The sequence below is a fragment of the Streptomyces pristinaespiralis genome (genome assembly GCF_001278075.1).
GTDB lineage: Bacteria > Actinomycetota > Actinomycetes > Streptomycetales > Streptomycetaceae > Streptomyces > Streptomyces pristinaespiralis.
Genome location: NZ_CP011340.1, coordinates 8,508,356 through 8,532,592, shown reverse-complemented (window position 1 = coordinate 8,532,592; position 24,237 = coordinate 8,508,356). Strand labels below are relative to the sequence as shown.

Sequence of the window (24,237 nt, the reverse complement as noted above, 5' to 3'; positions counted from 1 at the left end):
CGCGCCGTCTCCTCCGGAGACATGACGCGCCGTCACTACGTGACGGAGCGTCACCCGTCGCTCCGCGACGAATATGTAACGCCGCTCCGCGGCGTTACCGCTGGCTACCAGGATAGGCGCCGGCCTTCGCTGGCCCCGTTACATAATCGAGAGTCGCGGCATCCTTGGCTTTGGATGCTCTCAAACGCTTTTTAACTGCGATTTTGTCTCCTGGTGCGCTTGATTGCTGGCAATGAGGTGGGGTGACCTGCGTTGAAAGGGCCCGCCAAGCAGCCTCTTCTGTACCTGATGTGTACCCATTATGTAACGCACTCAGCGCCGTTACATAATTTATGTAACGGATACTCTCCGTGCTACAGACGGTGGTCTGGACCTCTTGAACATTTCGATGCATGGAAAGCCCGAGAGAGCGTCGCACATTTCTGATGCATTCACTCGCCTTACATTATCTGGTTTCTGGTGGAGTGTTGGTTATTCTGTACTGATTCTCTCTCGATGGTGTTCTCCAAAGGGGCGAATCGTTATGTCTCGAAGCGGAATATCAGGATCTAATTCGGTGCTCGCATTTCTTGTGCTCGGGTTTCTTTGGTGTTGGCTCTCGGTGGTGGTCAGCGTGAGAATGACATGGCTTTTCGCCGCTCCTGGCAACAACGGGTGAGCACTACCCGTCAATGTCAACAACCAAGCCACCTCACCTGCACCACTGACGCTCAGATGACGAAGTACAACTGACACTCCCCCGCAGACCAGCACGGTGCTCATGCCTGGTCAGGGAGAGGGCGGTCATCCCTCATGCCTTCCGTTCGGGCGGTTGCCTGGGTCTGGTCTCGATGATCTCCATGTCGGTGCAGCCCGGCATCCTCAAGTGCTTTTCGGCGGACGGCCTGTCGCGGGCCACGACACACGCGTGCGGCTTGCAGCCTCGACACATACCGGTGGCTTTGCGCAACTCGGTCTCCAGCTCGCGGCCCAGCGCCCCGCCAGGACAGTGTTGTGGCGACAGCACCGTTCCGGACGTCCGGCGACACCTCCTGGGCGGCCGGGACGACGGCCCGCTCCAGCGGACTCAGGATGCTCGCCGTCCGGGAAGGCTGGCCCCGTTTGCGCGGCATGCCGGGCAGGCTCATGCCGTCGACGACCGCGACTCCTCGGACAGCACCTCCACCGCGGCGTAGCATGGCTCGCGCAGCCGCAGCGGGGCACTGACCTCCGGCTGCGCGTTGCCCTGCAGGTACGGGGTGCGGATGATGCGCATTTCCAGGCCTGGCTCAGCCTTGTTGGCGCAGCTGCACCAGACGGGAACCGCGTGGTAGATCCGGCACTCGCACTCGTCCGGCGCCTGCCGGGTCCAGAAGAAGATGAACCGCTGCCGCTGATACAGCACGGGGAACTGAGGCCTGTCCATGTAGGCAACGTAAGCCCGGTCGAGCACGAACACACCGGCCGCCGTCCGGGCGGGAAATGCACACGAACTCCGCGGTGCGCGGCCCCACTTGGTGGTGGTCGGCATTACTGGCTCTAACAAAAGTGAGTTGATCATGTGACTGTCGGCTTGATCGCTCGTTGATGTGGGCATGGGGAAGCGTCAGTCGCGGCCGTGGATCGTGTCGGACGAACTGTGGTCGCTCATCGAACCGTTGCTGCCCGAGCAGCCGCCGAAGCAAGTCGAGGGACGGCCGCGAGTGCCCGACCGGCAGGCCCTGTGCGGCATTCTGTTCGTCCTGCACACCGGCATCCAGTGGGAGTACCTGCCCCAGGAGCTGGGCTTCGGCTCGGGCATGACCTGCTGGCGGCGCCTTGCGGCCTGGAACGAGGCCGGCGTGTGGGACCAGCTGCACCAGCTGCTGCTGAACAAGCTGCGATCGAAGAACCAGCTGGACTGGTCGCGGGCGGTGATCCATTCCTCCCACGTCCGGGCCGCACGCAGGGGCCCAAAAGCGGCCCCAGCCCGGTCGACCGCGCACGCCCGGGCAGCAAGCACCACATCATCACCGAAGGCCAGGGGATCCCGCTCGCGGTGTCGTTGACCGGCGGAAACCGCAACGACGTCACCCAGCTGCTGCCGCTGTTGGACAAGATCCCGGCAGTGGCCGGAGTCGTGGGCCAGCCGCGCAGGCGGCCCGACATGCTCTTCGCCGACCGCGGCTACGACCACGACAAGTACCGCCGGCTCCTGCGCGAGCGCGGCATCCGTCCCGCAATCGCCGAACGGGGCCAGCCACACGGCACCGGCCTGGGCACCTTCCGGTGGGTCGTCGAGCGGACGATCTCCTGGCTGCACGGCTTCCGCCGCCTGCGCATCCGCTGGGAACGACGCGACGACATCCACGAAGCCTTCCTTGGCATCGCCGTCTGCCTGATCACCCACCGCCACGTCCAGAGGCTTTGTTAGTGCCAGTTAGAGTGGCATGGCTCTTCGTCGCTCATGCCTGCAACGGGTGAGCACCACCAGTCGGTACCGACGAGGTCACCGCACCTGCGCCGCTGGCTCCCAGACGGCGAGGCCCAAAACTGGCGCTTCCCCGCAGATCGTCAGTGGTCGTGTCAGGCGCCGATGCCGATGTAGGAGACGTAGGTGTAGGCGCCCCAGTCGGAGTCAAGTTCGGCGATGACATCGTCCCAGAGGTCTTCCATGGTGGCCAGGTCGCTGGCGACGAGGGCGTCGACGGCGTCGTCCCAGATGTAGCGGACCTGCCGGTGCTGGATCCTCAGGTTGTCGCGGCGGCGTGGCTCGTCGACGGCTGTCTGATTGACGGGGTGGATTTCGATGCGGGTGCCGCGGCCGCCTCGGTTGAGGTGCTGCTTGAGGGCGCCGGGGTTGGTGAGCACGTTGTGGGCTCGTAGGTTCCAGTAGGCGGTGTCGATCGCTTCGAGGTTGGCTGGGCGGGGGCGCTGGGTGCCGCGGGTCCAGGCTCGGATCGTTGTGGGGGTGGCGTGGATGCCGGCGTCGGCCAGGGCTTGGGGGCCGCCTTTGGTGGTGGTGAGGTAGCGCATGCGGGCTTTCAGGCCGCGGCGGGTGTCGACTGGGGATTTGATTCCGCCGTCGATGATCATGCGTTCGAGGGCGTCTTCGAGGGCGCGGGCGAGGGCGATTTTTCCGTGGACGTTTCCGGGGTCGCGGTCTGCGCCGTAGTTGCCGAAGTTTTTCCATCCGTCGGTCGACATCTATCGGGCGCTCTTCCTCGGCAGGGTGTATTGGTCTTTTTGTTTCATCTGGGTGGTGAGGCGGCCTTCGGTGAATACGGTGCGCCAGTCGCCGGTGACGTGGAGTTCGTCGGTGCCGCGGACGCGGACGACGGTCAGGCCGTTGCTGTGGGCGCGGTGGGATTTGTACCAGAGGTTGGCGAATGCCTGGGAGCGGATGATGTGCATCCAGTCGGGTCGGCGGATGTCGCGGTTGACGCTTGATTCTCCGATGGTTGAGGTGAATTTCGAGTACATGGCTTTGATGTATTCGACGGTGACCGTGTCGTCGGTTTCGAGGGCGTTGGTGCGGGCCTCGGTCAGGACGCGGCGGAATTTTTCCAGGAGGCCTTCGCTGGTGCCGGAGGTCCAGCATTCGGTGATGTGTGGGGCCTCGCACAGTCCGAGGCGGGCGCAGCGGATGAGGAGGCGGATGGTGGCGTCGTCGAGGAGGACGGGGCCGTCTTCGCGGCGGTTGCCGATGGGGTCGGGCAGGTCGGGGTGGTGCCAGGTGGGACGGGTGGGGAGGCGGTAGATGCCGGAGCGTTTGGGGTCGAAGCCGCCGTGGGGGTCGTGGATGAGGGCGCCGATGGGCAGGTGGGTCTTGAAGGCGGACAGGAAGCTGGCGTTGGTGTCGAGGGCGTTGACGGTGATCGGGGGGTGGGTGCCGTTTTTGAGTTCTTCCGTGAGGTGGGTGTTGGTCCAGTTGTGGCGGCCTTCCCAGATTTCGTCGGCGCCGTCCTTGGTTTTCTTCCGGAGGAATTCGAGGGTTTCCGGGTAGACGGTGTGTTCGTAATTTCCGCCGACGCGGGTCGCTTCGAACAGAGCCATTGCGTTCGGTACGGCCTTTTTCACCAGGGCTTCGGTCGCGGCGGTGAGGTCGCCGTCGCAGTCATGGAGGGCTTCGTCGACGGCGCGGGTGATCATGCCGGTGAAGTAGCTGTAGTCCCGGTTTGCGTAGCCGCCTTGGGGCGAGGGTGAGGCGGTGGTGCGGCGGGGTGATGGCCTGCGTGGGGCGGCGGTGTGGGCCGTCGGGGCGGGCTGGGTGGCCATGGGGTCCGGGGATGGGCTGGTGGGGGCTTGGAGAGGCGTCTGCGGGGTCGGTGCGGGGTCTTGCGGGGGCGTAGTCGGGGGCGTTTGGGGTGTTGAAGTGAGGGTGACGGGACTGGCGTAGGGGTCGGTGATGCGGGCGTGGGCGAGGTCGGCGTGGAGGGTGAGGGTGGCCTGCGGGCCGAGGTCGCGCTCGGTGACGGTGGCGTGGATCTGGTCGGCGTCGCGGGTCAGAGTGACGGTGATGTCGAGGCTGAGCGCGGCGATCACCTGGGGGTCGTCGGTGTCGACGGCAGCGAGGACCGGGAATTCGTGCGTGCGGGCCAGGTGGACGAGTGCCTGGGCGGCGTCGGTGATCTGGGCCGGGCCGGACAGCGGCAGCCGGGGGTCCTCGGTGGTCTGCAGGCGGTCGACCACGACAAGGGCCAGGCCCGGCAGGTCCGGGACGCTTTCGGTGATCGCGTCGGTGGTCAGGTCGGTGCCGTCGTCGATGTAGAGCGGGGCTTGGGCCAGGTGGTGGTGGAGGGCTGCGGTGTCGTCCTGTTCGGTGGGGGTGAGGCGGCCGGCTCGCAGGCGGCGGTAGTCGACGGGCAGGTGCGCGGCGACGATGCGTGCGGCGATGTCGGCGCGGGTGAGTCCGGAGGCGGCGTACAGGACGGGCTGGTGCTGGTCGAGGGCGCTGGTGCGGGCGGCGGTGGTGGCGATCAGGCTGGATCCGGCGCCCGGGGCGGCGGCGACGAGGTAGAAGCGGCCGGGCTGGAGTCCGCCGAGGACGTCGTCCAGGGCGCGGATGCCGGTCGACAGGCCCATCAGAGGCGTGGGCGTGGTGGTTTCACCGGTGGGGGCGGTGGTCGGGAGGACGGTGTCGAGGGCTTGGGCGAGTGCGGCCAGGCGTCGCGGGGTGCGCGGCGCAGCGATGGCTGGTGGGCCGCCGGCCGGGAGGGCGGGCTCGTGGCCGGTGCCGGGCATCGCGGGAGCGGGGGCCGGCGGGCTCGGCTCGGGCGGGGTCGAGGGGGGTTTGGGGAGGGCGGTCGGCGGTGTGACCGGGTGCTGGAGTACGGGATCGGCGGGGGTTGGAGCGGTAGCGGCCGGCGAGCCGGTGGGGGCGGTCGATGGGGCTGGGGTGGTGCCGGGTGAGGCGGGGGGCGTATGGGCAGGTGCAGGCGTGTCGTGGGCTGTCGGCGCCGGTTCCGGATGCGGTGCCGAGGACGTGGTGGGGGCAATGGCCGCTTTGGCAGGGGTAGTTGTCGGCGCGGGTGTGAGGTCTTTGGCGGCCTCGACTTCGGCTGCTGTGGTCGGGAGGGGGTTTTGGACTGCTTGCTGGCCCTCAGGGGGTGTTGCGGCGGAGTCTGGGGCTGCCGTTGCAGTCGGAGCCACGGTGTCGGGTGCGGGCTCGGCTTGAAGTGCGGGCGGCACGGGAGTGCCGTCCGCGGCTGCGGCGAGCAGGACGGCGACGGGGGTCTTGTGGCGGCGCAGTACCTGGGGGTGGCCCTCGGCGCTGTACTGGATCAGGTCTCCGAGCTTTTTGCGGGCGTCCGCGAAGCTGTGGGTCGGGGCTTGGGTGAGGTTCCAGCCCAGCTTGGCTGCGTGGGCGGGGGTGGTGAGCAGTGCGTGGTGCGGGCCGCGCGTCAGGGGCGTGGGTTGCCCTTGGACGGCTGCGTCGATCAACTGTTTGAGTGCGTTGCGGGCCCCGTGCAGCGTCGCCGGGCGGGTGCGCGCCATGGCGTGTGGTGTTTCCGCGTCAGGGGCGGTGGAGGTTGTTCCCGGGTCCTCCACCATGCCTTCAACTGGCTCGGGAGTGTTCTCGCCGTGTCGGCGGCCGGCGTCTTCGGGGTAGCTCAGGGGCCAGTGGCCCGCCCAGCGCGGAGCGGGGTCGGACGGTTCCGTCGAGGCTGCGGGCGGAGCAGCGGGGGCGGAGTTGTCCGGCATGGCAGCGCCGGAAGACGCCTCACTGGCAGTGCGGGATGAATGCGAGGAGGACATTCCGGGACTCCAAGAACAGACGCGGCAAGGGTTGCGAGGGGCAGGTCGGGCAGTCGGCTCGGGAGCGGCCGCCAGCGGCTGCGGAACGACCGGACGCCAAAAAATGTAACGCTGCTGCCCAGTCTAGCTGACGGTACATAATATTCACTGGAATTATGTACCGCCGGGGTGGGAGTCGCGGGTGATCACGGAACTGGTCCTGCTCAGGAGGATGGGTGGCGATGGGCGGAAACGGTAAGCCGGCTGTCCGGCGTGATCGGCAACCTGCCCTGTTGGGGTGGCGCGCTCTACCAAAGCCTTCAACTGGGTTCGGAGGCGGCCTGCTCAGCGGCCCGCGCTTGTCTCTGTGCCTCGTCCTCCGGCTCGTCGTAGTCCTCGTACAGCCAGTCGTCCGAGGCCTGCTGCTGGAACGCCCTCTCGCGCATCCGCTCCTCGTAGTCCTCGTACGTCTCGTCCGGATAAATCTGGCCGGTGCGTCGCTTGATCTCCTCGTCGCGCTCGCGGCGTTCGAGGTACTCCTGCACGGCCGGGTCGGCGTCCGCGCACGCATACCCTCTGCCTCGCCGGGTCGGCTCGGGCGGTCGCCGGCGGTCCTCGATGCGGTCGAGGACCGCGTGCCACTGGGCGGCGTCCACGACGCTCACGTCGAAGGCTTTCAGGAGTGCGGACAGCTGCTCTCGGCTGGGCAGGACCTTCCCGTTGAGGATCAGGTGGGCTGTCGAACGCGGTACACGGTGCCCGTCGGCTTTGGTCGCCTTTTCGATGGCACTGTAAGAGGGCCGGCCGGCTCTCAGGCGCAGTCGCGTCAGTTCCTGGCCCAGGGAGGCGGGGGTGCGGACTTGCCGGGTCCGTCGGCCGCGGCCGGCCAGGTGCGGGCGGGCCTTCTCGATCGCGGCTGCCTTCCAGAGGCTCAGGGCTGTCGCTTCTGCGTGGAGTGGCTGCCGGGGTCGCCGGCAGCGCGGGCGTAGGCGAGGACGGTCTCGAGCGGGGGCAGGTGGGTGCCGCGGGCTGGCTGAGGGTGGAGGCTCCGCGGTACCCGGGCGCGTTCGGTGGGCCGGTGCGCTCGGACAGGGTGGCGTAGGTGGTACGGGTGTCGTCCTTGAGCTGGCGCAGGTAGGCGGCCAGGGTCCGCAGCCGGGGGCTGGTGGCGGCGGCGACAGGTTTCGTGGGGCGGCCCATCACCGGCTGCGGCGGCGGGAGGGCTCGGCGACGTTGCTGGAGCGGCGGCCGGTGATCAGGTCGGCCACTGCGGCGGCCACCACGACCAGCGCGGCCGGGACGGGCCGGTTGCCGGCGGCCAGTCCGGCCGATGCCAGGACGACCACGACGATGACCACGACCTCGGGGATGCCCAGCCGACTGGGCTGGGTGCGGGCAGGGAGGCGGCTGGCGCAGAACGCCGGCGGCTCGGGGCTGGCGGCGGGCAGGGGAAGGACGGACATGAGCAGCTCCAGGAGGGTAGGGGTGAGGCACCCAACCCGGTGATTCGGGAAGGGATTGGTGCGAGGCGTATCCCGCCGTCGATGCCTCAAGGTTCCCTCGCCGACGCTCTCAAGGCCAGCCTGATCGGCGCCCGTTCAGGCTGACGTGTTCACCGTCGTGAAACGCAGGTACGTCGTTCGTCCCTGCTCAGACCACCTGGAAAATCGGGTTGACCCGAAACCGTCCAGGGCCTGCATCGTCCCCTGGTACAGCTGGCCGAGAGGCGTGTGAAGCGAAACTCCCGACTCCGGACACGAGGTCGAGTGGGCGACAAGGACCTCTGGTTCCCGTTCTTCGACCGGCAGCAGTCGGCCGAGGTGGGTGACGGAGAGCGGAGTACATATCCGCTTTCGGGGTGCACAGAGTGTGTGGCTGCGACAATGAAGTACCGCAGGGGGCGGGTGGGGCGACTTCGCTGTAGGTGAGGGTGCAGGCCTCTTTATGTGAAGGGGGAACATGGGGGCGTGGTTTGAGCGCATGGCGGCTGTCCCTGGCCTTGCCTTTGCCGGGAGTCCGGGTGTCATGCGGGAGGCGCTGCCGGGCGCAGGGGTTCGTCCGGACGAGTCGTACGGCTCGCCGATGTGGCCGACCGCCGAGGGGAGTACGTCTGCGACACCGGCCAGCCGGCATGTGCCGTTCGACGCGCGCGGCGCTGAGCTGATCGCCCGTGTCTGGGAGGCGCTGGAGCTTCCGGGCTCGGCCAGGGACTATCACTTTGTTCTGCAGAGCGCGGTCGATCGGCTGTGGAGTACACGTCGTGCGGAGCCTGGGGCCCTCGCCGCGCTTGAGGTGTTCGCCCTGCTGGACTTGGAGTTGATGGAAGCAACCCCGCACGCGGTGTCCTTCGACACCACTGATGCACCGGCGGCGTTTGTGCGGGTGTCCTCGGTGCCACGGTTGATCGGCCTGCTGGAGCGCGAGGGCGCCTTCACGGAAGCACTTGAGCTGGCGCGGCGGTTGGCCCGTTTCGGGCAGGGCGAGGATGTGGCGGCCCGGCTGTCGGAGAAAGCCCAGGCGCTGGTTGCCGAGGCTGCGGCACAGGGTGGATCGTCATGAGTGCGGGTTTGGAGCGACTGATCCCGGCTGCCTCCTACTTGGAGGAGGCGTTCTTGCGGTGGGTGCTCACGCCGGCCGTGGATGCGTCGATCGTTGCGCGGGTGCACAGTCAGCACCCGGTCACCGTCAACGAGCGCACTTACCGGCTGGACTACCTGATCGCGGGTGAGACGCTGCAGTTGGCCGTCGAGCTCGACGGGTTCGCCTTCCACAGTGACCGGGCCGCGTTCACCTACGACCGGCTGCGACAGAACGATCTGGCCGCGGCCGGCCTGACCGTTCTGCGGTTCTCCTACGACGCGGTGCGTACGGACACGGCGCGCTGCGTGGCGCAGTTGCAGGCGATGCTGAGGCAGGATCCGCTCCTGGCGGCGCTGGTGACTGCCGTGCCGCGTATCGAGATCCCGGACATGGCTGGCGATCCGATGCGGGCGGCCGATCCGCCTGCCGGTGCCGAACTGCCCTCAGGCGGGGCGTACTTCGCTGGTGTACAGGCCAGGGTGGACCGGGCGCCGTTGCGGGCGTGCCAGGACGAGGCATTGGCCGCGTTGGCGAACTACTACGCCTCCGGCGGCCGGCATGCGGCTGCGGTGATGGCGGTGGGGTCGGGCAAGACGGCCCTGGGGGTGGCGGCCACGTTGTCGTTTTGCCGACGGCGGGCGCTGGTGGTGACCCCGGGCTCGGTCATCCGCGGCACCTTCGCCAAGGCCATCGATGCGGGGATGCCGGGCAACGTCCTGTATGGGCTGGCGGGCGGGCCGCTGCTGCCCGGTGCCCGTCCGCCGGCCACGCTCGTCCTGGACGCGGACGACGGGCAGATCAGCCAGGTCAGCCGTGAGCGGCTTCTGGACGCGGACATCCTGGTCACCAACTTTCATGCGCTGGGCACGGGCGACAGTGACGGGGACCTGCTGGCCAAGCTGGAGGCGGAGGACATCGACTTCATCGTCGTCGACGAGGCGCACATCGCGGCCAGCGCCTCCTACCAGCGGCTGTTCGCCCACTTCCATGGTGCGCGCACCCTGCTGATGTCGGCGTGCTTCCAGCGTTTGGACGGCAAGCCGATCGACGCCGATGTCGTCTACCGCTACCGGCTGGTGGACTCCGTCGCGGACGGGTCGGCGAAGAATCTGCGGGTGCACCGGTTCGCTCCCGAGGTGGCGTCGACGGTGTATGAGGCGGTGTGGCCGGACGGGCGGCGCGAGCAGATCGTGGGCCGTGATGCTTTGCTGGCCACGCTGGGCGACGAGCGGAAGATGGCACGCATCACGGCACAGTCCGAGGCGCCGATCCGCCAGGTGATGGCCGTGACGCGGGCGTGTCTGGATGCGCAGGCCAAGCTGCTGGCGCCCGTCAAGCCGAGGGTGCTGTTCGCGGCGATGGGCCAGGCGCATGCTGAACAGGTCGCGCGGATCGCCGAGGAGTACGGGATTCCCAGTGCCACGCTGCACCACAGCATGCCCGCCTCCGCGATCGCCTCCACCCGGCGGCGCTTCGAGTCCGACGCCGGGGATCTGCAGGGCATCGTGCAGTTGCGGATGCTCGGCCAGGGCTACGACTTCCCGCCCATCACCGTGGTCGTGCCGCTGCGCCCCTATGGCAGCTTCGGCGAGTTCTACCAGTTCGTCGGCCGCGGTGTCCGCGTCCTGCGCCAGACCGCGGTGGCTGCCGAGCAGCAGTACATGGACGTGGTCTGCCATGCCGAACTCGGCCTGGAGGAGCATCTGGAGGCCATGTGCGCGGACAACGACATGGATCCCGCTGTGCTCCTGGATGTCCCGCTGATCGACGCCACCACCTTGGAAGGAGTCCTCCCCGGCCCCGGCGGCGCTGCGGAGGGGGCCGGTGGGGGTCTGGGCGGGGTGGACGCGTTCGTGCTGTACGAGCGGGGACGCGTCGAGCAGCGCGTGGTGCACGAGCTGGACCGGGTGGAGGCCCGAAGGACAGAGCGGGAAATGCAGCTGATGGCCCAGCGCTACGCCGTCTATGCGCAGAACACCGCTGCGCCGGTGCCGTTTGAGCAGTTCGTCGAGTACATGCGGAGGCTGACCGGTGGCCAGTGACCCGACACGCTGGTGGCAGCCGGCCGTGGAATGCAGTCCCGAGCAGGCGCTTGCCCTGGAGCGGGCGGCCGGGCAGCAGCAACGGTTCGCCGACATCGACGCCCTGGCGGCCAGACTGCTGGCCGCAGGGCTCGCCGGACGGCCGGTGGCCACCGTCGTCCCCGGCCGAGGACGCCACACGCCGGACACCGCCAAGGTGACGGCCCTCACCCGGGAAGAGGAAGTCTTCTGCGCCAACGCCTTCGGGGTCCAGGAGCAGCAGCGGCTCGGGGCGTGGTACCTCCCCCAGAAACTCTCGGTCAAGGCAGGGGCAGTCAATCTGCCGTATCTGCTGCGGGAACGCCCTGGCCACGCTCTGACGCTGGCCGCCGATGACACCGCCCGCCTCACCGCTGTGGAGGACTGGGACACGGTATTGCTGTGGGCGCTGCTGGTGCCGCTGTTCGAGACACTGCTTCAGCCCATCCGGCTGCGGGCAGCAGGAGAGATATTCCCTCGCACAGAACAGCAGCGGTTCTGGACACTCATCGAGGAGCGTTACCGGCTGCTGGGCGTCGACGCGAGCGCGCTGGAAGCCTTCCGCTTCGGCGGCGGCTGGCACCAGCTGGACCGTGCGGGACAGCAGCAGGCCCGCCTTCGTTTGCTGGACACCCTTGCCGCCGCCGACCTCGTGCAGCTTGCCGCACGTCACCGGATCCAGCGGTTGCAAGGGCTGATGGCTGGTTTCGCAAAGAAGGCCAGGACGGGAACAGCCCTGGCGCGCCGGGTGCTCACCAAAGAGCTGCAGCCGGTCGTCTCCGCGTACTTCGGGGGTGACTGGCTGGCGGTGCTGGATTACCTTCAGGCTCCCCCGCACCCGGATGAGGAGATCATCACCGCTCTGCCCGAGCCACGTCTGTACGTCGGCATGGCCACGCAGACGGCCGGTATGGCGGCCGAGGCGGGCATCGCGGAGGACGAGGTCCATGCGATGCTCGCGGCCTTCCTCGGCGGCGGCAGTTCTCTGTCTCCGGTGGAGGAGCGGGCTGCGGCCCTGCGCGGCTGGTGGGCAGGCTTCGACCAGGCGCATGCCGGCCAGTCACGGGGAATGCCGTCGTTGTGGGGGCTGGTCGATCAGGATCTGATGAGTCTGAACCGGACCGAGCAGGGGTATACCCCTCAGTTGTACCGGCAGCGTCTGCCCGCCGATGTCCTGGAACGGGTGGGGCGGCTGTGGGAGACGGTGACGCTTGCGCGGTATCCCGGCAGCATCGTCAGCAACCCGCGCCCGCACCAGACCATGGCTGAAGCCCTCGGTCCTGCGGCCGAGTTCTGGCACGGCGTGGGCCTGACCGCCTGGTTCGTGTGCGAAGGCCCCTACTCCCGCACCACCTTGGACCGCGTCGACCGCTACTACAGCAGGCCGCTGGCCGCCCTGCGCGCGGCCGGATGCCCGGTCGACACCGCCTTCTTCCGCGAACTGCAAGCCGCCGAACAACTCCTCGGGCCGGAGGAGGAGATCACGGACAGCGCGGACAGTACGGTCGAGACCCCGTACGGGCAGATGACGTTCACCTCCAGCATGAGTCACGGCGCCCGTCGGGACGGCTTCGAACGGTTACGGGACCTCATCACACGACACCGGCGGGCCTGGGCCGAGCAGTATCTCGGTGCCTTCGTGGAGGGCCGCTGGCGCTCCGAGTTGGAGGAGGTCGCCCACCAGCATCACCGCTTCGTCGCCGCCAAGGGGCGTCCCCCCACGCTGCCCCAGTTCGCCCGGTTCGCGATCACAGCAGCCAACCACTGGACGGGCGGCGACCTCGGGGCGCTGTACACGGCCATCGGCGAGCCGGCGTCTTCCCTGCAGGAGCGGCCCGCCCGCCTGCTGGCCGGCGACGGCTACGACTTCGCCCGCCGGGTGTACCAGGAGCTGGGCGGCAAGCCCGTCGACCACGACACCTGGGTGAACAACCCGGAAGAAACCCAACGGCAGTGGCAGCTCAGCCGCCTGGCCACCGAAAGCCTGCGCCACCTCCAACTACAGGAAGCACTCGGGCGGCCGCCGACCGCCAAGGAGTTCGGCGCCCAGCGGCTGACCTGGCCGTGGCCTGGCGAGGAAACCGAGGGCTGGCCCATCCTCCAGCATGTCATCGCGGCTCTTACTGGTACCAGCCTGCCGCCGATCGCACCCCCCTCCCCCGCCGTCCCGGCCAGCAACGGGGAAAACGCTGCTGGGCAGTTGCTGGCCAAGGGGGCCAACACGGCCGTGGCCACGGAACCGACGACGGTCCGCATCACCTGCACCGGCGCGCCCGTCGATGTCTCCGCTGTACTCCTCACCCGCAACGGCAAGGTACGCGACGACCACGACCTCGTCTTCTACAACCACCCCAGTCACGACGGGGTCAGCCTCGGAGGAGACACCGTCACCGCCGATCTGAACCTCATCCCCGACGACATCACCTCCATCGCCGTCATCGTCAGCATCGACCTCGAGGCCCAGCCCGCCGCAGTCTTCGACCAGCACACCCAGTGGCACGCAGATATCACCCAGTCTTCCGGCGCCCAACTGGCTTTCGCTCCGGGGCCGTTCTCATCAGGCGAGACCGTCACCGTCGCGGTGGAGCTCTACCGCCACAAGGCCGGATGGAAGGCCCGCGCTGTCGGGCAGGGCTACAACACCGGCCTCGCGGGCCTGGCTACCGACTACGGCATCAACATCGAAGCCTGACACCCTCTGTCTTGTACGCGAAGCCGTCGACAACCGGGTAAGTGCGGCCGTCGCCGTCGATCTCGCGTGCGAGAGCCGCTGCTGGTGCCCAACCTGCCAGGTGTTCCCGGGCCAGCTGGATCTTGCGCACACGATCTCCCCTTGGGTTTCCGTTCCGTCCTGGTACGTCAGGGAGGTTAGGGTGACCGCGACGCGCACCACGGGGGGGGTGCCAAGTGAGCAGGGCACGCTGGAGGTGAGCATGGGGCTGCGCCCGACACACCTTGGCTACGCTTACCAGGACCTGCTCACCGCGCTGCGGCTGGTGGACCTGGCGGTGGGACGTGCGAATTCCCTGCTGGTCGACACGAAGATGTTCACCGGGGACCGATTCGATGACATCACGTGCGAGTGGGGCACCGGCAGCCGCGAGCGGCTGCAGATCAAGCACACGGATCATGACCGCGCGTTGTCGCTGGAGAGTTTCACGAAGGACAAGCGAGGCCTACGCCTGGATCTGCTCTTCTCCTCCATGGACCACGACTTCACCTCGGATCCGGGTGCCTCGCACCGCCTCGTGGTGCGCGACACGGAGCCGGAGGATCCCGAGCTGACCCGGGTGCTGCGCCCGGTCCACGCGAGCACCGATCCCGGGCCTGCGCTGCACGGCTTGAGCAGCAAACGGTTCCGTTTCGACGCCGCTGCGCTGCGTGCACACGCTCCGTGGAAGGAGATGCTCGCCCAGGTCAGTGATGACCTGCTCAACCGCGCCTGCGCATCCCTGGTCGTCGACACGGATCTTCCGGCGTGTTCGCTCAACATTCGCGAGCCCGGGCCAGCCGAGGCGGCCTTGCTGCACCGCATCACCGAAGAACTCGGTGCCGGACGGCCGCCGAACCGGCACCGCACGCCCGAGGAGGTGGCGCTGGCCCTGATCGAGGCGGCCAAAGCGGCGCGCAGCCGGGCGGGGACCGTGATGGTCGAGGACCTGCTTCCTCGTCTGAGTCTGGAAGTCGACTTCGGAGCGGTCCGTGAGGGGCACCCCGTGGACCGTGCCACCGAGGTGAGACGTCCTACGGTGCTCACGGGCGTGGTCGCGGCCGTGAGGGACGCTGCTCAGCAGGGGGGTGTCGTGGTGGTCACCGGTGCTCCCGGCATCGGCAAGTCGTGGTTGTGCGAGCAGCTCGGGGATGCGCTGCGGGAGACCTGGCTGGCGGTGAGGCATCACTGCTGGCTCGGCGCTGCGGACATCGACCGTGAGCAGCGTGTGCTGACTGAGGTCGTGATCGGCAGCCTGCTGAAGCAGCTGGGTACGGCCGTTCCGGAGGCGCTGGCGCAGGTCAGGCCGCGCTACGCGGCCACGCCGGAGACGCTCACGGCCGCGGTCACTGCCGCGCGCGGCCTGGCACCGGACCGGCCGATCGCGCTGATCGTGGACGGTATCGACCATGTCAGCCGGGTTCTTGGATCCACCACCGGCAGCGCCTTTCGTCCGCGGGTGGACCCGGCGGCCTCTCTGGTCGCGGACCTCTCCGCCCTGGAACTGCCGCCCGGTGTCGTGCTCGTCCTGGCCAGTCAGCCCGGCCCTCACCTCGAGGCCGTCGACGCCGGTGCCTCCCGTCTCACCGTTGCCCCGCTCAACCGCGCCGAACTGCATGCTCTGGCGGACCGCCTGGGCGTGTTGACGGCCCTGGAGCCCTCCTCTGCCGGTGAGGGGCTCGATCCCGCTGCGCGGGCGGAGGCCGCGGTCGCACTGATCGAGGAGCGCTCTCGGGGCAACGCCCTGTACGCCACGTATTTGTGCCGGCAGGCCGTTGGTCCTGCCCCGGGCCTGGGAGCGGCGCCGGCGCCGGATGGTGCTGGCGATCCTCTGGAGAGATTGCGGACGGTGCCGTCGTCGGCGCACGACCTCGACGACTACTACGCCTATCTGCTGGCCGGTCTGACCCCCGGGCAGCGTTCTGCTGTCAGCATGCTCGCGGTCTGCGACTTCGCTGTGAGTGCGTCGGAGCTCGAGGAAATTTTCCCGCTGCCCGGAATGCAACTCGGTGCCGCGCTGAACAGCGTGGCACCGATCGTCGCGCAGCAGCCGGGCATCGGCGGACTGAAGATCCATCATGAGAGCTTCAGCCGCTTCATCCGCCGGGCCGACGGCGACGACAGGTGGGTCGATCAGGTCCGGTCCCAGGCCGCCGACTGGTTGTCCCAGCGGGGCTTCTTCACCGATCCCCGCGCGTTCCGGCACCTGCCCGAACTGCTGGCCGCTCTGGGGCGCGATGACGAACTCGCTCTGCTGATCGAACCCGATTTCCTCTCCCGCGCGATTGCCGGGCTGCAGCCTCCTCAGGCCATCGTCCACACTCTGACCGTTGCCGCGCGGCGTGCGGCGGTCCGCAACGACTGGCCCACACTGGTGCGCTGCGTCGAACTGAGCCGGGCGCGGGCGACGTTTGAGGACGAAGGCCTGCCGGGTTCCCTGGTGCCGTATGCGGATGTGCTGGTGGCGCTGGTGGGAGCCGACCGCGTGGCGGCAAGCCTGATGTACGAGGGTGTGACCACGATGGCGGCGCGGTGGGGCCTGCAGCTGTGTGCGGCGGTCGACCGGGCCGGCTGTGCCGCCCCGTGGGAGGCGTACCTGACGGCCTGGGACGAGGCACGCAAGGAGCGTGTCCACTACGGTTCCGAGAGCGATGAGTCGGTGTTCCTGGCGGAGTTGCGCGGACGGATCCGGTTGCCGGCCCGGGCTGCTGACGATGTCGAGCTCGGGCAGGTCCCGCGTACGCTCGCGCAGCGGGTGGCCCGGTTCCTCGGCCAGGAGGCTCTGACGTCGCCTGAGGATGCGCTGGGTGTGCTGTTGGACTGTCTGGGTCCAGACCCGTTGCTCGAGAGCGCGGAGCTCATCGAGCAGCCCGACCGGCGCGCGGCCCTTTTGCTGCACCTTGCGGACGCCCATGGCACGGCGGGCGGCGCGCTGCCGTCTGCCCGCGCGCTGGCCACCGCGGCCTGGGCCAGCGGGCCGTGCGACCCGCGGCGCCTGCTCCGCCATGGCGTGGCAGTGTCGGACCTTGCCGAGGAGATCTTTTCCGGGGACATCGCCGCGGTTCTCGCGGAAGCAGCACAGGATGTACTGACGGACCGTGCCAGCGGCCTGTCCGGCCCGGTGAACAGGTGGCTGACACTGCTGGCCGTGGCCCATGCTGCCGATCCGCAGGCGCCCGCCCGACTGCTTCCCCTCCTGGAGGGCGATGGCTTCTACCGTGCCTGGCTGCGCTTCACCCTTGCCACCGTAGGCCTGCACCGCGACGTCGAGGCGGGCATCCTCACAGCCGAAACCGCGTCCGTGACCGTGCGTGTGGCGCTCGAACAACTGGCCCAGCATGCACACGCGTTCACGGGCAGCCCCCGGGCTTGCGATCTTGCGGACATCCACCGGCAGGTGCGACAGGTGTTGCACGACGCCGTCGCCCTGCTGCGTGGCGATGATGTCGCTGTGGGCATCGCCTTCCTGCAAGCCGTCAGCGAGGGCACCACCACCTCTCTCATGGGCATGGCCGGAACCGGCCCGCTGATCACCACGGAGCTGGTGTCCCTGCTCGCCGGGAGCGTCGGCCAGGCAGGGGCCGACATCGTGCACGAGCTCATGCGCACGCTGCGCGGAGCGCAAGCCGAGCGCCGTGCTCTGTATGCGGAGGACGCCGACTTCGAGCTTGAGATGGCCCGCGTAAGTCTCGCCTGCGACGACCCGCACGAAGCGCAGCGGTGCTGGGAGCGTGCCGCCCGCTACGTGGGGGCCTATGGCGGCCACAAGGACATCACCATCGAGGAGCTGCTGGATCCGCTGCCTCAGCTCCTGCAGGCCGATCCCGTCCAGGCGCAGGTGCGTCTGGCGCATACGCAGCCTCTTGTTTATCTCGTCGCGGACTGCACCGACGGGCGGGGCACGGCGGGAACGCCGCAGGAGTGGTGGCGTTCCCTTGCGCGCCTGGATCCGCGCGGTGCCGCGCAGTTGGGCGCCCAGGTGCTGCTGGCCGAGCCCGGGCTGCCCGATGGCCGGGTGGGCGCGGCCCACCGGCAGCTGCTGGCCACGCAGGCTGACACGGCCGACCCCGTCGTCCTGGCCGCGCTCCGCATCGCCGCTGGCCCCGATGGCCGCAGCATCCAGCAGGACGTTGCTCTGCTCACCAGGCTAGCTGACCTGCCCGGCGACGACGCGGCCCGCGCATCGCGTCTCCTGCCAGTGCTGGCCAATGCAATCACCTCCACCTACGACGACCAGACACTGATCGCCGCATCGCAGGCTGCCGGGGACGAGCCCACTTCTGCGCTGCGCACAGCAGCACAGCGTTGTGGCGGTGAGGGCGGCTCGCCCTGGGCGCCCCGCCCCGTGCCCGACAACACCTCACGTGACTGGTTCGGCCCCGAGAAGCGCCCCACCGCAGACGCGTACCTGCACGCCCAGCAGCGCCCGACGCTGCCAGAAGGTGCTGCCGGCGCGCTTGCTGCGGTCCGTGACCGCAGCAGCAAGGCATACGATGCCCCCTCGGGCCCACGCTGGTCGAGGGACGCGCTGGCCAATGCGGTCGGGTGGCGGCTCTTGGAGATCATCGACGGTCAGGGAGCAGACGCAGCCGCCCAGTTCCTGCACCGGATCGCCGACGAGATGAACGCCTCCAACCCTCTTGAGCTACTGGCCGACCTCGCCATGGGTCTCCGCTTGCGCCAGGACAGCGATCCTGGTGTCTACGGCCCACTCGCCGCCACGGCGGGCATGCTCGCCTACACCAAGATGCGAGGCGGCGGCGGATGGCGTTCCTTCGGCGGCAATGACCGGCTGGATCTGTGGCAGCAGGCGCACTCCGCGGACCCGGCCACCGCAGCCCGCAACCTCGCAGACCAGGTGGCCCACGCCGTCGCCGAGGCGTCCTACAGCCGCACTATCGGTGTCAGCCTGGCCCTGGTCTCGGCGTTCGCTGTTCAGCCCCCGCTCGCTTCACCCCCGGCTGTCAGCGCTTTCGCCTGCTGGGATGCGGCGTATGGCGTCATCGCCCACCGTCTGCCGGGCCGTGCCCGTCTCGGTCAGGGTGCCTACCACCCGGTGCCGGAACAGGCGACCCAGCACGACATCGACACCGCACTGTGCGAACTTGCGTTGGCCACGATTGCCCTGCCTGAACGCGGCGACAAGCGCCGCGCCCTGATCACAGCGACGGTTCTGCTGGCCAGCCGTTCCGGCCAGGCGCAGGCAGCCCTGGCGCGCGTCCTCTCCTTCGACCTCGGAGCTGGCCCCCTGACCTGGCTCCTGACCGTCCTACAAGGACACCTGCCCGACGGACCTCTGGATGCCGCCCTTCTCGCACAGCTCGTCACGCTGTGCGGCAGTGACGTGCTGTCCGTCCGTGCGGATGCGTCCGCCATCCTGGCCCGCGCTGGCCACCAGGCGCCCGCCCCCACGGCAACGGCAGCCCATCCGACACTCGCACGCGCCATCGCCGCCGCCCTCTCCCCCAGCGAGGACAGCGCATGAACAACCCTCGGGAGTTCGCAACCCACCTCGTCGACCACTACCTGGGCGACCGCCTCAACGCCGCCGGCAGTCCGGCCGGGCTCCGCGAGACCGTCATCGATCTCATGATCGATGCTCTTCCCGACGTCGAGACGCTCATGAGCATGCAGCTGGACCTTCTGACCAATGGACGCCGCAGCCAGCTTCCCGACGCCTATCTCGCCGACCAGGCCGCCGCCGAAGACAGCCTGCAACGCGCTGCCGCCGGCCTGCGTGCCGCGCTTGCCCAAGCGGGACATCTCGGCAACGCCCAGAACTTCGAACGCGGCGCGGCCGCGCGACTGCGCGATGACCCCCGCGCGGCCCTGCGTGCCGAACTCGCCCGCATTCCCCGCCCTCTGACTCGTCCCGAGACCCTGGCGTGGTCGCTTGATCCAGCACCGTGGTTCAGTGAGAGCCATCAAGCGGACAAGCCCTGGCCGCCTTCCGGCTTCGCTTCGGTCGCGGGCCTGCGGTCCCTGCCGGGAAACGCCATGGCCTTTGCTCGCGTGGATGAAGGTCCACACGAGGGATGGGTGCAGATCGGCTTGTTCGAGCGGCAGCGCACTCCTGCACGCCAATACCCGGATCAGCCCGCCCGCCAACTGCAGATCGCCGTCGGCCTGGAGGCCCTCGACAACGACCCGCCGCCCGGCACACTACCCGCCTCCCAGGCCCCCTGGCAGCTGTGGACCAGCCCGTGGCGGCGCCTGGGACTCGGCCTTACAACCGAGTCAGCAGCCGAGCACATCAGTGCCGCAGACCAGGCCTTGACGGCCCTTACTGACGCTGGAGCCTCTGGCCTGATCGACACGCCTCGCCCTCGCACCCTGAGCGGCCTCGGCCTGCCCCTCTACGTACTCGCACCCGCAGCCAGCGTCGTGGCCGCACTCGGCCTTGAACCCACAGAGGGAATCTGCGGGTTCAGCCTCAGCGACGCCACCGGTGAGGCACTGATCTGCCGCCAGTGGCACGGCCACCTCGTCCACGACGGAAACTACGAACCACTCCTGCCCGCGGTCGCGGGAGCTGATCTACTCATCCGGCCCGACCTGTTCGCCCGGCTGCACGACACGATCGGCGCCGCGCGCTGCCGAGCCGGCGTCAACGTCCACCACAAGTCAGCCGACGACACCCTCGACGACGAGGACTGAGGGCACCCCAGCGACGACGCCCCCATCAACCCACCTTCATGTGGCAGGCGTGCGGCGACCTCCTCATCCGCGCCGGTGACGGGGCTGTGCCTGGGCGGAGATGGTGTGCTGGGTCAGGCGGGCGAGGACTGCGTGGTTGGCCTCCCAGCCGTCGGCGACCTTGGAGGCGGCTCCGGGGTGTGCGGGGTCGTTGGAGGGGTGGGCGTCGAGGAGTTCGGCGATGCCGGCGCGGGCCACGATGATGCAGGCGTGGCGGTGTCGTGAGGTGAGGACGCACAGGCGGCCGGCTTCCAGATGGAAGGCGGAGGCGTCGCCGCGGCCGGAGAGGGGGTGCAGGACGATGGTGACGCGGAATTCGCAGCCTTGGAGTCGGTTGGCGGTGTCGACGGTGACGCCGTGGAGTGGGGGGTACTGGCGGGCCAGGAGCGCACGGATGTGGTGGGTCTGGCTGCGATGGGCGGTGCCGATAGCGATGTCCCCCGGCTGCAGGACGTGGCCTTCGGGGTTTTCCTCGCAGGTGGTGGTGGCGCGCCGGGCCAGCAGCCGCTCGGCGATGTCGAGGACGGCCTGGAAGGCTTCGATGTCGTGCTGGCCGGTGATGCGGGCTGGTAGTTCGAACAGTGCCCATCCGGTTCGGGCGGCGTGTTCGATGACCTCGTCAGTGGGGGTACGCATGCCGCGGATGGAGAACGTGAGGGTGCGGTCGGCTTCACGGCTTCCGGCGTGGAAGGGCGTGAAGGGGTAGAAGGCGTCACTGATCAGGGGGACGGCTGAGGGTGGCAGGCGCCAGGACACGGGCAGAAAGTGGACGGGCAGGTCAGGGTTGTTGGCCAGCAGGACGGCGACCGCGCTGTTCATGGGGTCATGGGGCAGGCCGTGGAAGCGGTCGGTTTCGACCGCGGAGAAGGGGTCGAGTTGGCCAGGATCTCCGACGAAGAGGGCCCGGTCAAAGAAGCCGGCGGTCCACAAAAGCATGTCGGAACGCATCTGGTAGGCCTCGTCGATGATCGCCCACGGCCATCGGCGGTCGGTGACCGTGGCCCACTTCATGGCGGTTCCCACGATGACGTCGGCCGTCGTCTCGAGGGCTTCGATGCGGGTACCGATCCGGATGCCGGGATGTGCCTGCAGATCATGCGGGACCGAGTGTTCCGTTGCGGTGAGCCGTGCGGTGCGCAGATGCGGGTGGTGCCGGGCGAATCGCCGCACGAGTTGGTCGACCTGGCTGTTGGTCTGGGCGATGACGGGGCAGGGGGCGCTGGACTGCGCGAGGGCGTCGGCGGCTCGGGCGACCAGGGTGGATTTGCCGGCGCCGGGCGGGGAGTGCACGACGATTCCGCGGTGGGTGAGCGTGGGCAGCTGCTCCAGGATGGCTCGGGCGGCCGTGTCCATCTGCTGCTGCGGCGAGGGCTGGTGGGGAGGTGTCACTGTTCTTCCTCGCCGTCGCCCTCGCCCGTGTCCTCGTCGCTGTCGTCCGGATGGTCGGCAGGAGGCCCGCCATGGGTCCAGGGGGTCTGTTCTCGTGAGGGAAATTCCGGCATCCGGTAGGAATCCGGTGCGATGGTGAACACGAGGAAGGCACCGTCTTCGGGCAGGATGTCGTAGGTGGGACGGTCGGCGTGGCCCATGCCTGCGGTGATCTCGAGTTCGACGAGAGTGTCGCCGTCGGCGGGAGTGATCTCGCAGATCTTGTAGCCGGCCTTGCGGTAGGCGTGGCAGGCCAGGAGCCGGCCGGGTTCCATGCGCAGAGGGTCGGAGGTGGACACGGTGAACCGGGGCCGCCACTGTGGCCGTCCGGTGGGCCCGCGCAGGGTGTGCTTCGAGTCGATCGCAGTGACGGTGCCGCCGAAGGCTTCGCCGGTGGTGCGCAGTTCGGCTCGTGCGAAGGGGTCGTCGGCGGTGCGTTCGGCGGCGAAGGCGGCTGCTGCGTGTTCCATGTGGGCCAGGCGGACGGCGGCGGCGACGGCTTGGTCGCGGGCCGGCCGGGGGCGTCCGTCCTGGGCCAGGTGCAGGCATTCGTCGGTGAAGGCGGTGCGTTCGTGGTCCCAGCGGCGTGCGGTGCTCTTGGCTTCGGGGAGGGCCTGCAGGAGTGCGTAGGCCTGCCACATGAGGTCCCAGGTGGGCTGCAGATAGGTGGCCAGCAGGCGGTCGAGTTCTTGCAGGATGCGGGTCTGCTCCTGGGCCAGGGCTTGTCGCCGGGCGCGGGCGTAGGCGTCGAACAGGGGCGCCAGGTGGTCGTTGTCGAAGGCGGCGTCGGTGGCTGGTCCCGCCGGGCGGTGGGTGGCCGGGTCTTCTGCTGCCAGTGCGGCGTCGCGTCCGGAGGCGGTGTGGCGGGGCGGGTCGATCCAGGCCAGCAGGCTGGCCAGGTCCTCGTCCTCGAGGGGGCTTTGGCCGCTGATCCAGTGCATGGAGAGGAAGCTGGTCATGGGGATGAGGGCGGCTGATCCGGCCAGGTCGGCGCGGTCGGTGAGATAGGTGAGCCAGTGGCCCAGGCGCTGGACAGCCCGGGAGCCGGGAGCCTGGTCATCGGCGGTACGGAACCGCAGGTCGGCTCCGAGGTCTTTCAGGTGCTGCACAGTCTGGGGGTTGGGGACGAGGATCTGGGGGGCGTCGGTGTAGCGGCGTCGGGCCGGCTTGCTGGAGGTGGCGGGCAGGTGTTCGCTGTGCCGCTGGCAGGCGTCGATGTAGGCGGTGACGGCGTCTGCCAGGGAAGCGAGCATGGGAGTGGTGCTGCCTGAGGGCGGGGTGAGCAGGAGTTGGGGGCGGCGGGGGTCGGTGCCCAGCATGACGGCCAGCGGTCGTGCGGCGGGTCCGGTCTGTTTCAGTGCCAGCAGCATCAGTGGCTGGTCGCTGAGGTGGAGGTGGCGCAGTTGGCTGGCGCGTTGGGCGTTGCCGGTGTGGGCGGCGCGCATGCGCAGGAGTGAGGTGAGGCGGATCATGCGGTGTCCGTCTGGAGGTCTGCGTGGATGCGCTGTGCCTGGCGCAGGGCCTGGGTGAGGTCTTTCTGGCTCCGTGAGGGGTGCAGGTGCCCGTCGGTGAGAGCCAGGGCCGTAGCGATGGTGTCGATTCCCGCGAGGTCGTCGCGGACTGCGGTGCCCAGGGCGGCGGTCTTGCCCTGGTTGCGGGCTTCGGTGCGGCAGTGGAAGGCCAGGTCGCAGTGGTGGCGGCAGCCGGGGGTGTAGTTGGGCCGCACGGTGGCGAGCGCGGCAACGAGTTCACCGCGGGGCCGGGTCGGTTTCTGGTCGGGGCCGGGCGCCAGGTCGAAGGTGGTGTCGGGGGGAACTTTGCCCAGCAGTTCGGGCAGGCGCCGCAGTCTGTCGAGGTGGCGGCTCAGGTTCTTGATCTGCTTGTGGGCGCTGAAGGGCGTGGCGGTGGGGTGGCGTGTGAAGTTGCGCGGGTTGACCAGGACCACGGTGTCGGAGACGCGCTCTGGTGGGAGACCGTCCTCGGCGAGGAGTTCCCGCAGGGCCAGGACGTAGGCGGCGGCCTGGGTCAGCGCTGCGGTGGCCTTGAGGGGGTCGAGCTGTCCGTGGATGACGGGGAAGGATTTGATCTCTACGACATAGAAGACGCCCTCGCGCTGGAAGGCGATGACGTCGGGTTCGAGGTAGGCCTGGTGGCCGGCGACGGTCAGACGCAGTACGGGGTGGTCGAGCAGGGTGCGGGGGTCCGGCCTGCCGTGTGCTGCTCTGCGGATGCGGGAGCGGGTGTGGATGCGGCGCAGCCGCAGAGGGGACTTGTCGTCATCGCTGCCGACGCTGTTGACGTCCTCGTAGGACACCTCCGGCACGCTCAGGCCCAGGGCTTGGCGGAGCAGCGGTACCAGGGGGGCTCCGGCCTGGGCGGTGACCTTGCGTTCGAAAGCGAGGCCGTAGTCGAGGGCGAGCTGGGATTTTCTCAGCAGCCGCGGGAGGCCCAGATGGGCGGCGAGGGCGTCTTTGTCGATACCGGCTGCATCCAGCAGGGAGCGGCGCTCGCAGCTCGGATTGGCGGTCAAGGCTGCCAGGGTGCGTGCATTGTGCGGGATGGGCGCAG

13 protein-coding genes and 1 pseudogene are annotated in these 24,237 nt (G+C 68.9%); 6 read left to right on the top strand and 8 right to left on the bottom strand.

Going from position 1 to position 24,237, the window contains the following annotated elements; translation table 11 throughout:
* Window positions 1-1,123 precede the first annotated feature (1,123 nt).
* Window positions 1,124-1,405 (bottom strand): DUF6372 family protein, encoded by a 282-nt coding sequence (locus SPRI_RS36420; RefSeq protein ID WP_159039464.1) that lies wholly within the window; start codon window positions 1,403-1,405, stop codon window positions 1,124-1,126.
* Between the two features lie 169 nt (window positions 1,406-1,574).
* Between SPRI_RS36420 and SPRI_RS37740 the strand changes: the two are divergent.
* Window positions 1,575-2,392 (top strand): annotated as a pseudogene (locus SPRI_RS37740) (IS5 family transposase).
* A 152-nt stretch (window positions 2,393-2,544) separates the two neighbouring features.
* On the opposite strand, the gene SPRI_RS36405 reads toward SPRI_RS37740, so the two are convergent.
* The 4 genes from SPRI_RS36405 to SPRI_RS36390 form a co-directional block, all read right to left on the bottom strand.
* Window positions 2,545-3,165 carry a hypothetical protein gene (locus SPRI_RS36405; RefSeq protein ID WP_053556603.1) on the bottom strand — a complete coding sequence of 207 codons (621 nt, stop codon included), beginning with the start codon at window positions 3,163-3,165 and terminating at the stop codon, window positions 2,545-2,547.
* A complete protein-coding gene (locus tag SPRI_RS37735) occupies window positions 3,166-5,202 on the bottom strand; it encodes a DnaB-like helicase C-terminal domain-containing protein (RefSeq protein WP_078951195.1) in 2,037 nt (678 codons plus the stop codon).
* A gap of 1,313 nt (window positions 5,203-6,515) precedes the next feature.
* Window positions 6,516-6,860 carry a hypothetical protein gene (locus SPRI_RS36395; protein ID WP_005322249.1) on the bottom strand — a complete coding sequence of 115 codons (345 nt, stop codon included), beginning with the start codon at window positions 6,858-6,860 and terminating at the stop codon, window positions 6,516-6,518.
* A 534-nt stretch (window positions 6,861-7,394) separates the two neighbouring features.
* Complete coding sequence (locus SPRI_RS36390) at window positions 7,395-7,658, bottom strand: hypothetical protein (protein WP_005322248.1); 264 nt, start codon at window positions 7,656-7,658, stop codon at window positions 7,395-7,397.
* A gap of 562 nt (window positions 7,659-8,220) precedes the next feature.
* Between SPRI_RS36390 and SPRI_RS36385 the strand changes: the two genes are divergently transcribed.
* The 5 genes from SPRI_RS36385 to SPRI_RS36365 all read left to right on the top strand — a co-directional run bounded on the left by SPRI_RS36385 (window position 8,221) and on the right by SPRI_RS36365 (window position 20,202).
* Window positions 8,221-8,754 (top strand): hypothetical protein, encoded by a 534-nt coding sequence (locus SPRI_RS36385; RefSeq protein ID WP_106428586.1) that lies wholly within the window; start codon window positions 8,221-8,223, stop codon window positions 8,752-8,754.
* Between the two features lie 8 nt (window positions 8,755-8,762).
* A complete protein-coding gene (locus tag SPRI_RS36380) occupies window positions 8,763-10,817 on the top strand; it encodes a DEAD/DEAH box helicase family protein (RefSeq protein WP_005322246.1) in 2,055 nt (684 codons plus the stop codon).
* Entirely contained in the window at window positions 10,807-13,527 is a 2,721-nt protein-coding gene (locus tag SPRI_RS36375; RefSeq protein WP_037775708.1) for a TerD family protein, read from the top strand. Before SPRI_RS36380 ends, SPRI_RS36375 begins: the two co-directional genes overlap by 11 nt.
* Before the next feature lie 181 nt (window positions 13,528-13,708).
* Window positions 13,709-19,030, top strand: a complete 5,322-nt coding sequence (locus tag SPRI_RS36370) for an ATP-binding protein (RefSeq protein ID WP_050791664.1) — start codon at window positions 13,709-13,711, stop codon at window positions 19,028-19,030.
* Complete coding sequence (locus SPRI_RS36365) at window positions 19,027-20,202, top strand: hypothetical protein (protein WP_005322243.1); 1,176 nt, start codon at window positions 19,027-19,029, stop codon at window positions 20,200-20,202. The genes SPRI_RS36370 and SPRI_RS36365 overlap by 4 nt, the downstream gene beginning before the upstream one ends.
* A gap of 63 nt (window positions 20,203-20,265) precedes the next feature.
* Here SPRI_RS36365 and SPRI_RS36360 read toward each other — a convergent pair whose 3' ends face one another.
* Genes SPRI_RS36360 through SPRI_RS36350 form a run of 3 tightly spaced genes read right to left on the bottom strand, consistent with a single transcriptional unit; the run spans window position 20,266 to window position 24,199 of the window.
* Window positions 20,266-21,630 carry an AAA domain-containing protein gene (locus tag SPRI_RS36360; protein ID WP_005322240.1) on the bottom strand — a complete coding sequence of 455 codons (1,365 nt, stop codon included), beginning with the start codon at window positions 21,628-21,630 and terminating at the stop codon, window positions 20,266-20,268.
* On the bottom strand, window positions 21,627-23,141 hold the full coding sequence (locus SPRI_RS36355) for a hypothetical protein (RefSeq protein ID WP_005322239.1): 1,515 nt from the start codon (window positions 23,139-23,141) through the stop codon (window positions 21,627-21,629). Before SPRI_RS36355 ends, SPRI_RS36360 begins: the two co-directional genes overlap by 4 nt.
* The gene (locus tag SPRI_RS36350) at window positions 23,138-24,199 is read right to left on the bottom strand and encodes a hypothetical protein (RefSeq protein ID WP_199782736.1); all 1,062 of its coding nucleotides are present in this window, start codon (window positions 24,197-24,199) and stop codon (window positions 23,138-23,140) included. Before SPRI_RS36350 ends, SPRI_RS36355 begins: the two co-directional genes overlap by 4 nt.
* Between the last annotated feature and the right edge of the window lie 38 nt (window positions 24,200-24,237).

Excerpts from the sequence above, each read along its gene's own strand:
- SPRI_RS36420 (WP_159039464.1), bottom strand. The coding sequence starts at position 1,405 with ATGGACAGGCCTCAGTTCCCCGTGCTGTATCAGCGGCAGCGGTTCATC.
- SPRI_RS36405 (WP_053556603.1), bottom strand. The coding sequence starts at position 3,165 with ATGTCGACCGACGGATGGAAAAACTTCGGCAACTACGGCGCAGACCGC.
- SPRI_RS37735 (WP_078951195.1), bottom strand. The coding sequence starts at position 5,202 with ATGCCCGGCACCGGCCACGAGCCCGCCCTCCCGGCCGGCGGCCCACCA.
- SPRI_RS36390 (WP_005322248.1), bottom strand. The coding sequence starts at position 7,658 with ATGTCCGTCCTTCCCCTGCCCGCCGCCAGCCCCGAGCCGCCGGCGTTC.
- SPRI_RS36385 (WP_106428586.1), top strand. The coding sequence starts at position 8,221 with ATGCGGGAGGCGCTGCCGGGCGCAGGGGTTCGTCCGGACGAGTCGTAC.
- SPRI_RS36365 (WP_005322243.1), top strand. The coding sequence starts at position 19,027 with ATGAACAACCCTCGGGAGTTCGCAACCCACCTCGTCGACCACTACCTG.
- SPRI_RS36355 (WP_005322239.1), bottom strand. The coding sequence starts at position 23,141 with ATGATCCGCCTCACCTCACTCCTGCGCATGCGCGCCGCCCACACCGGC.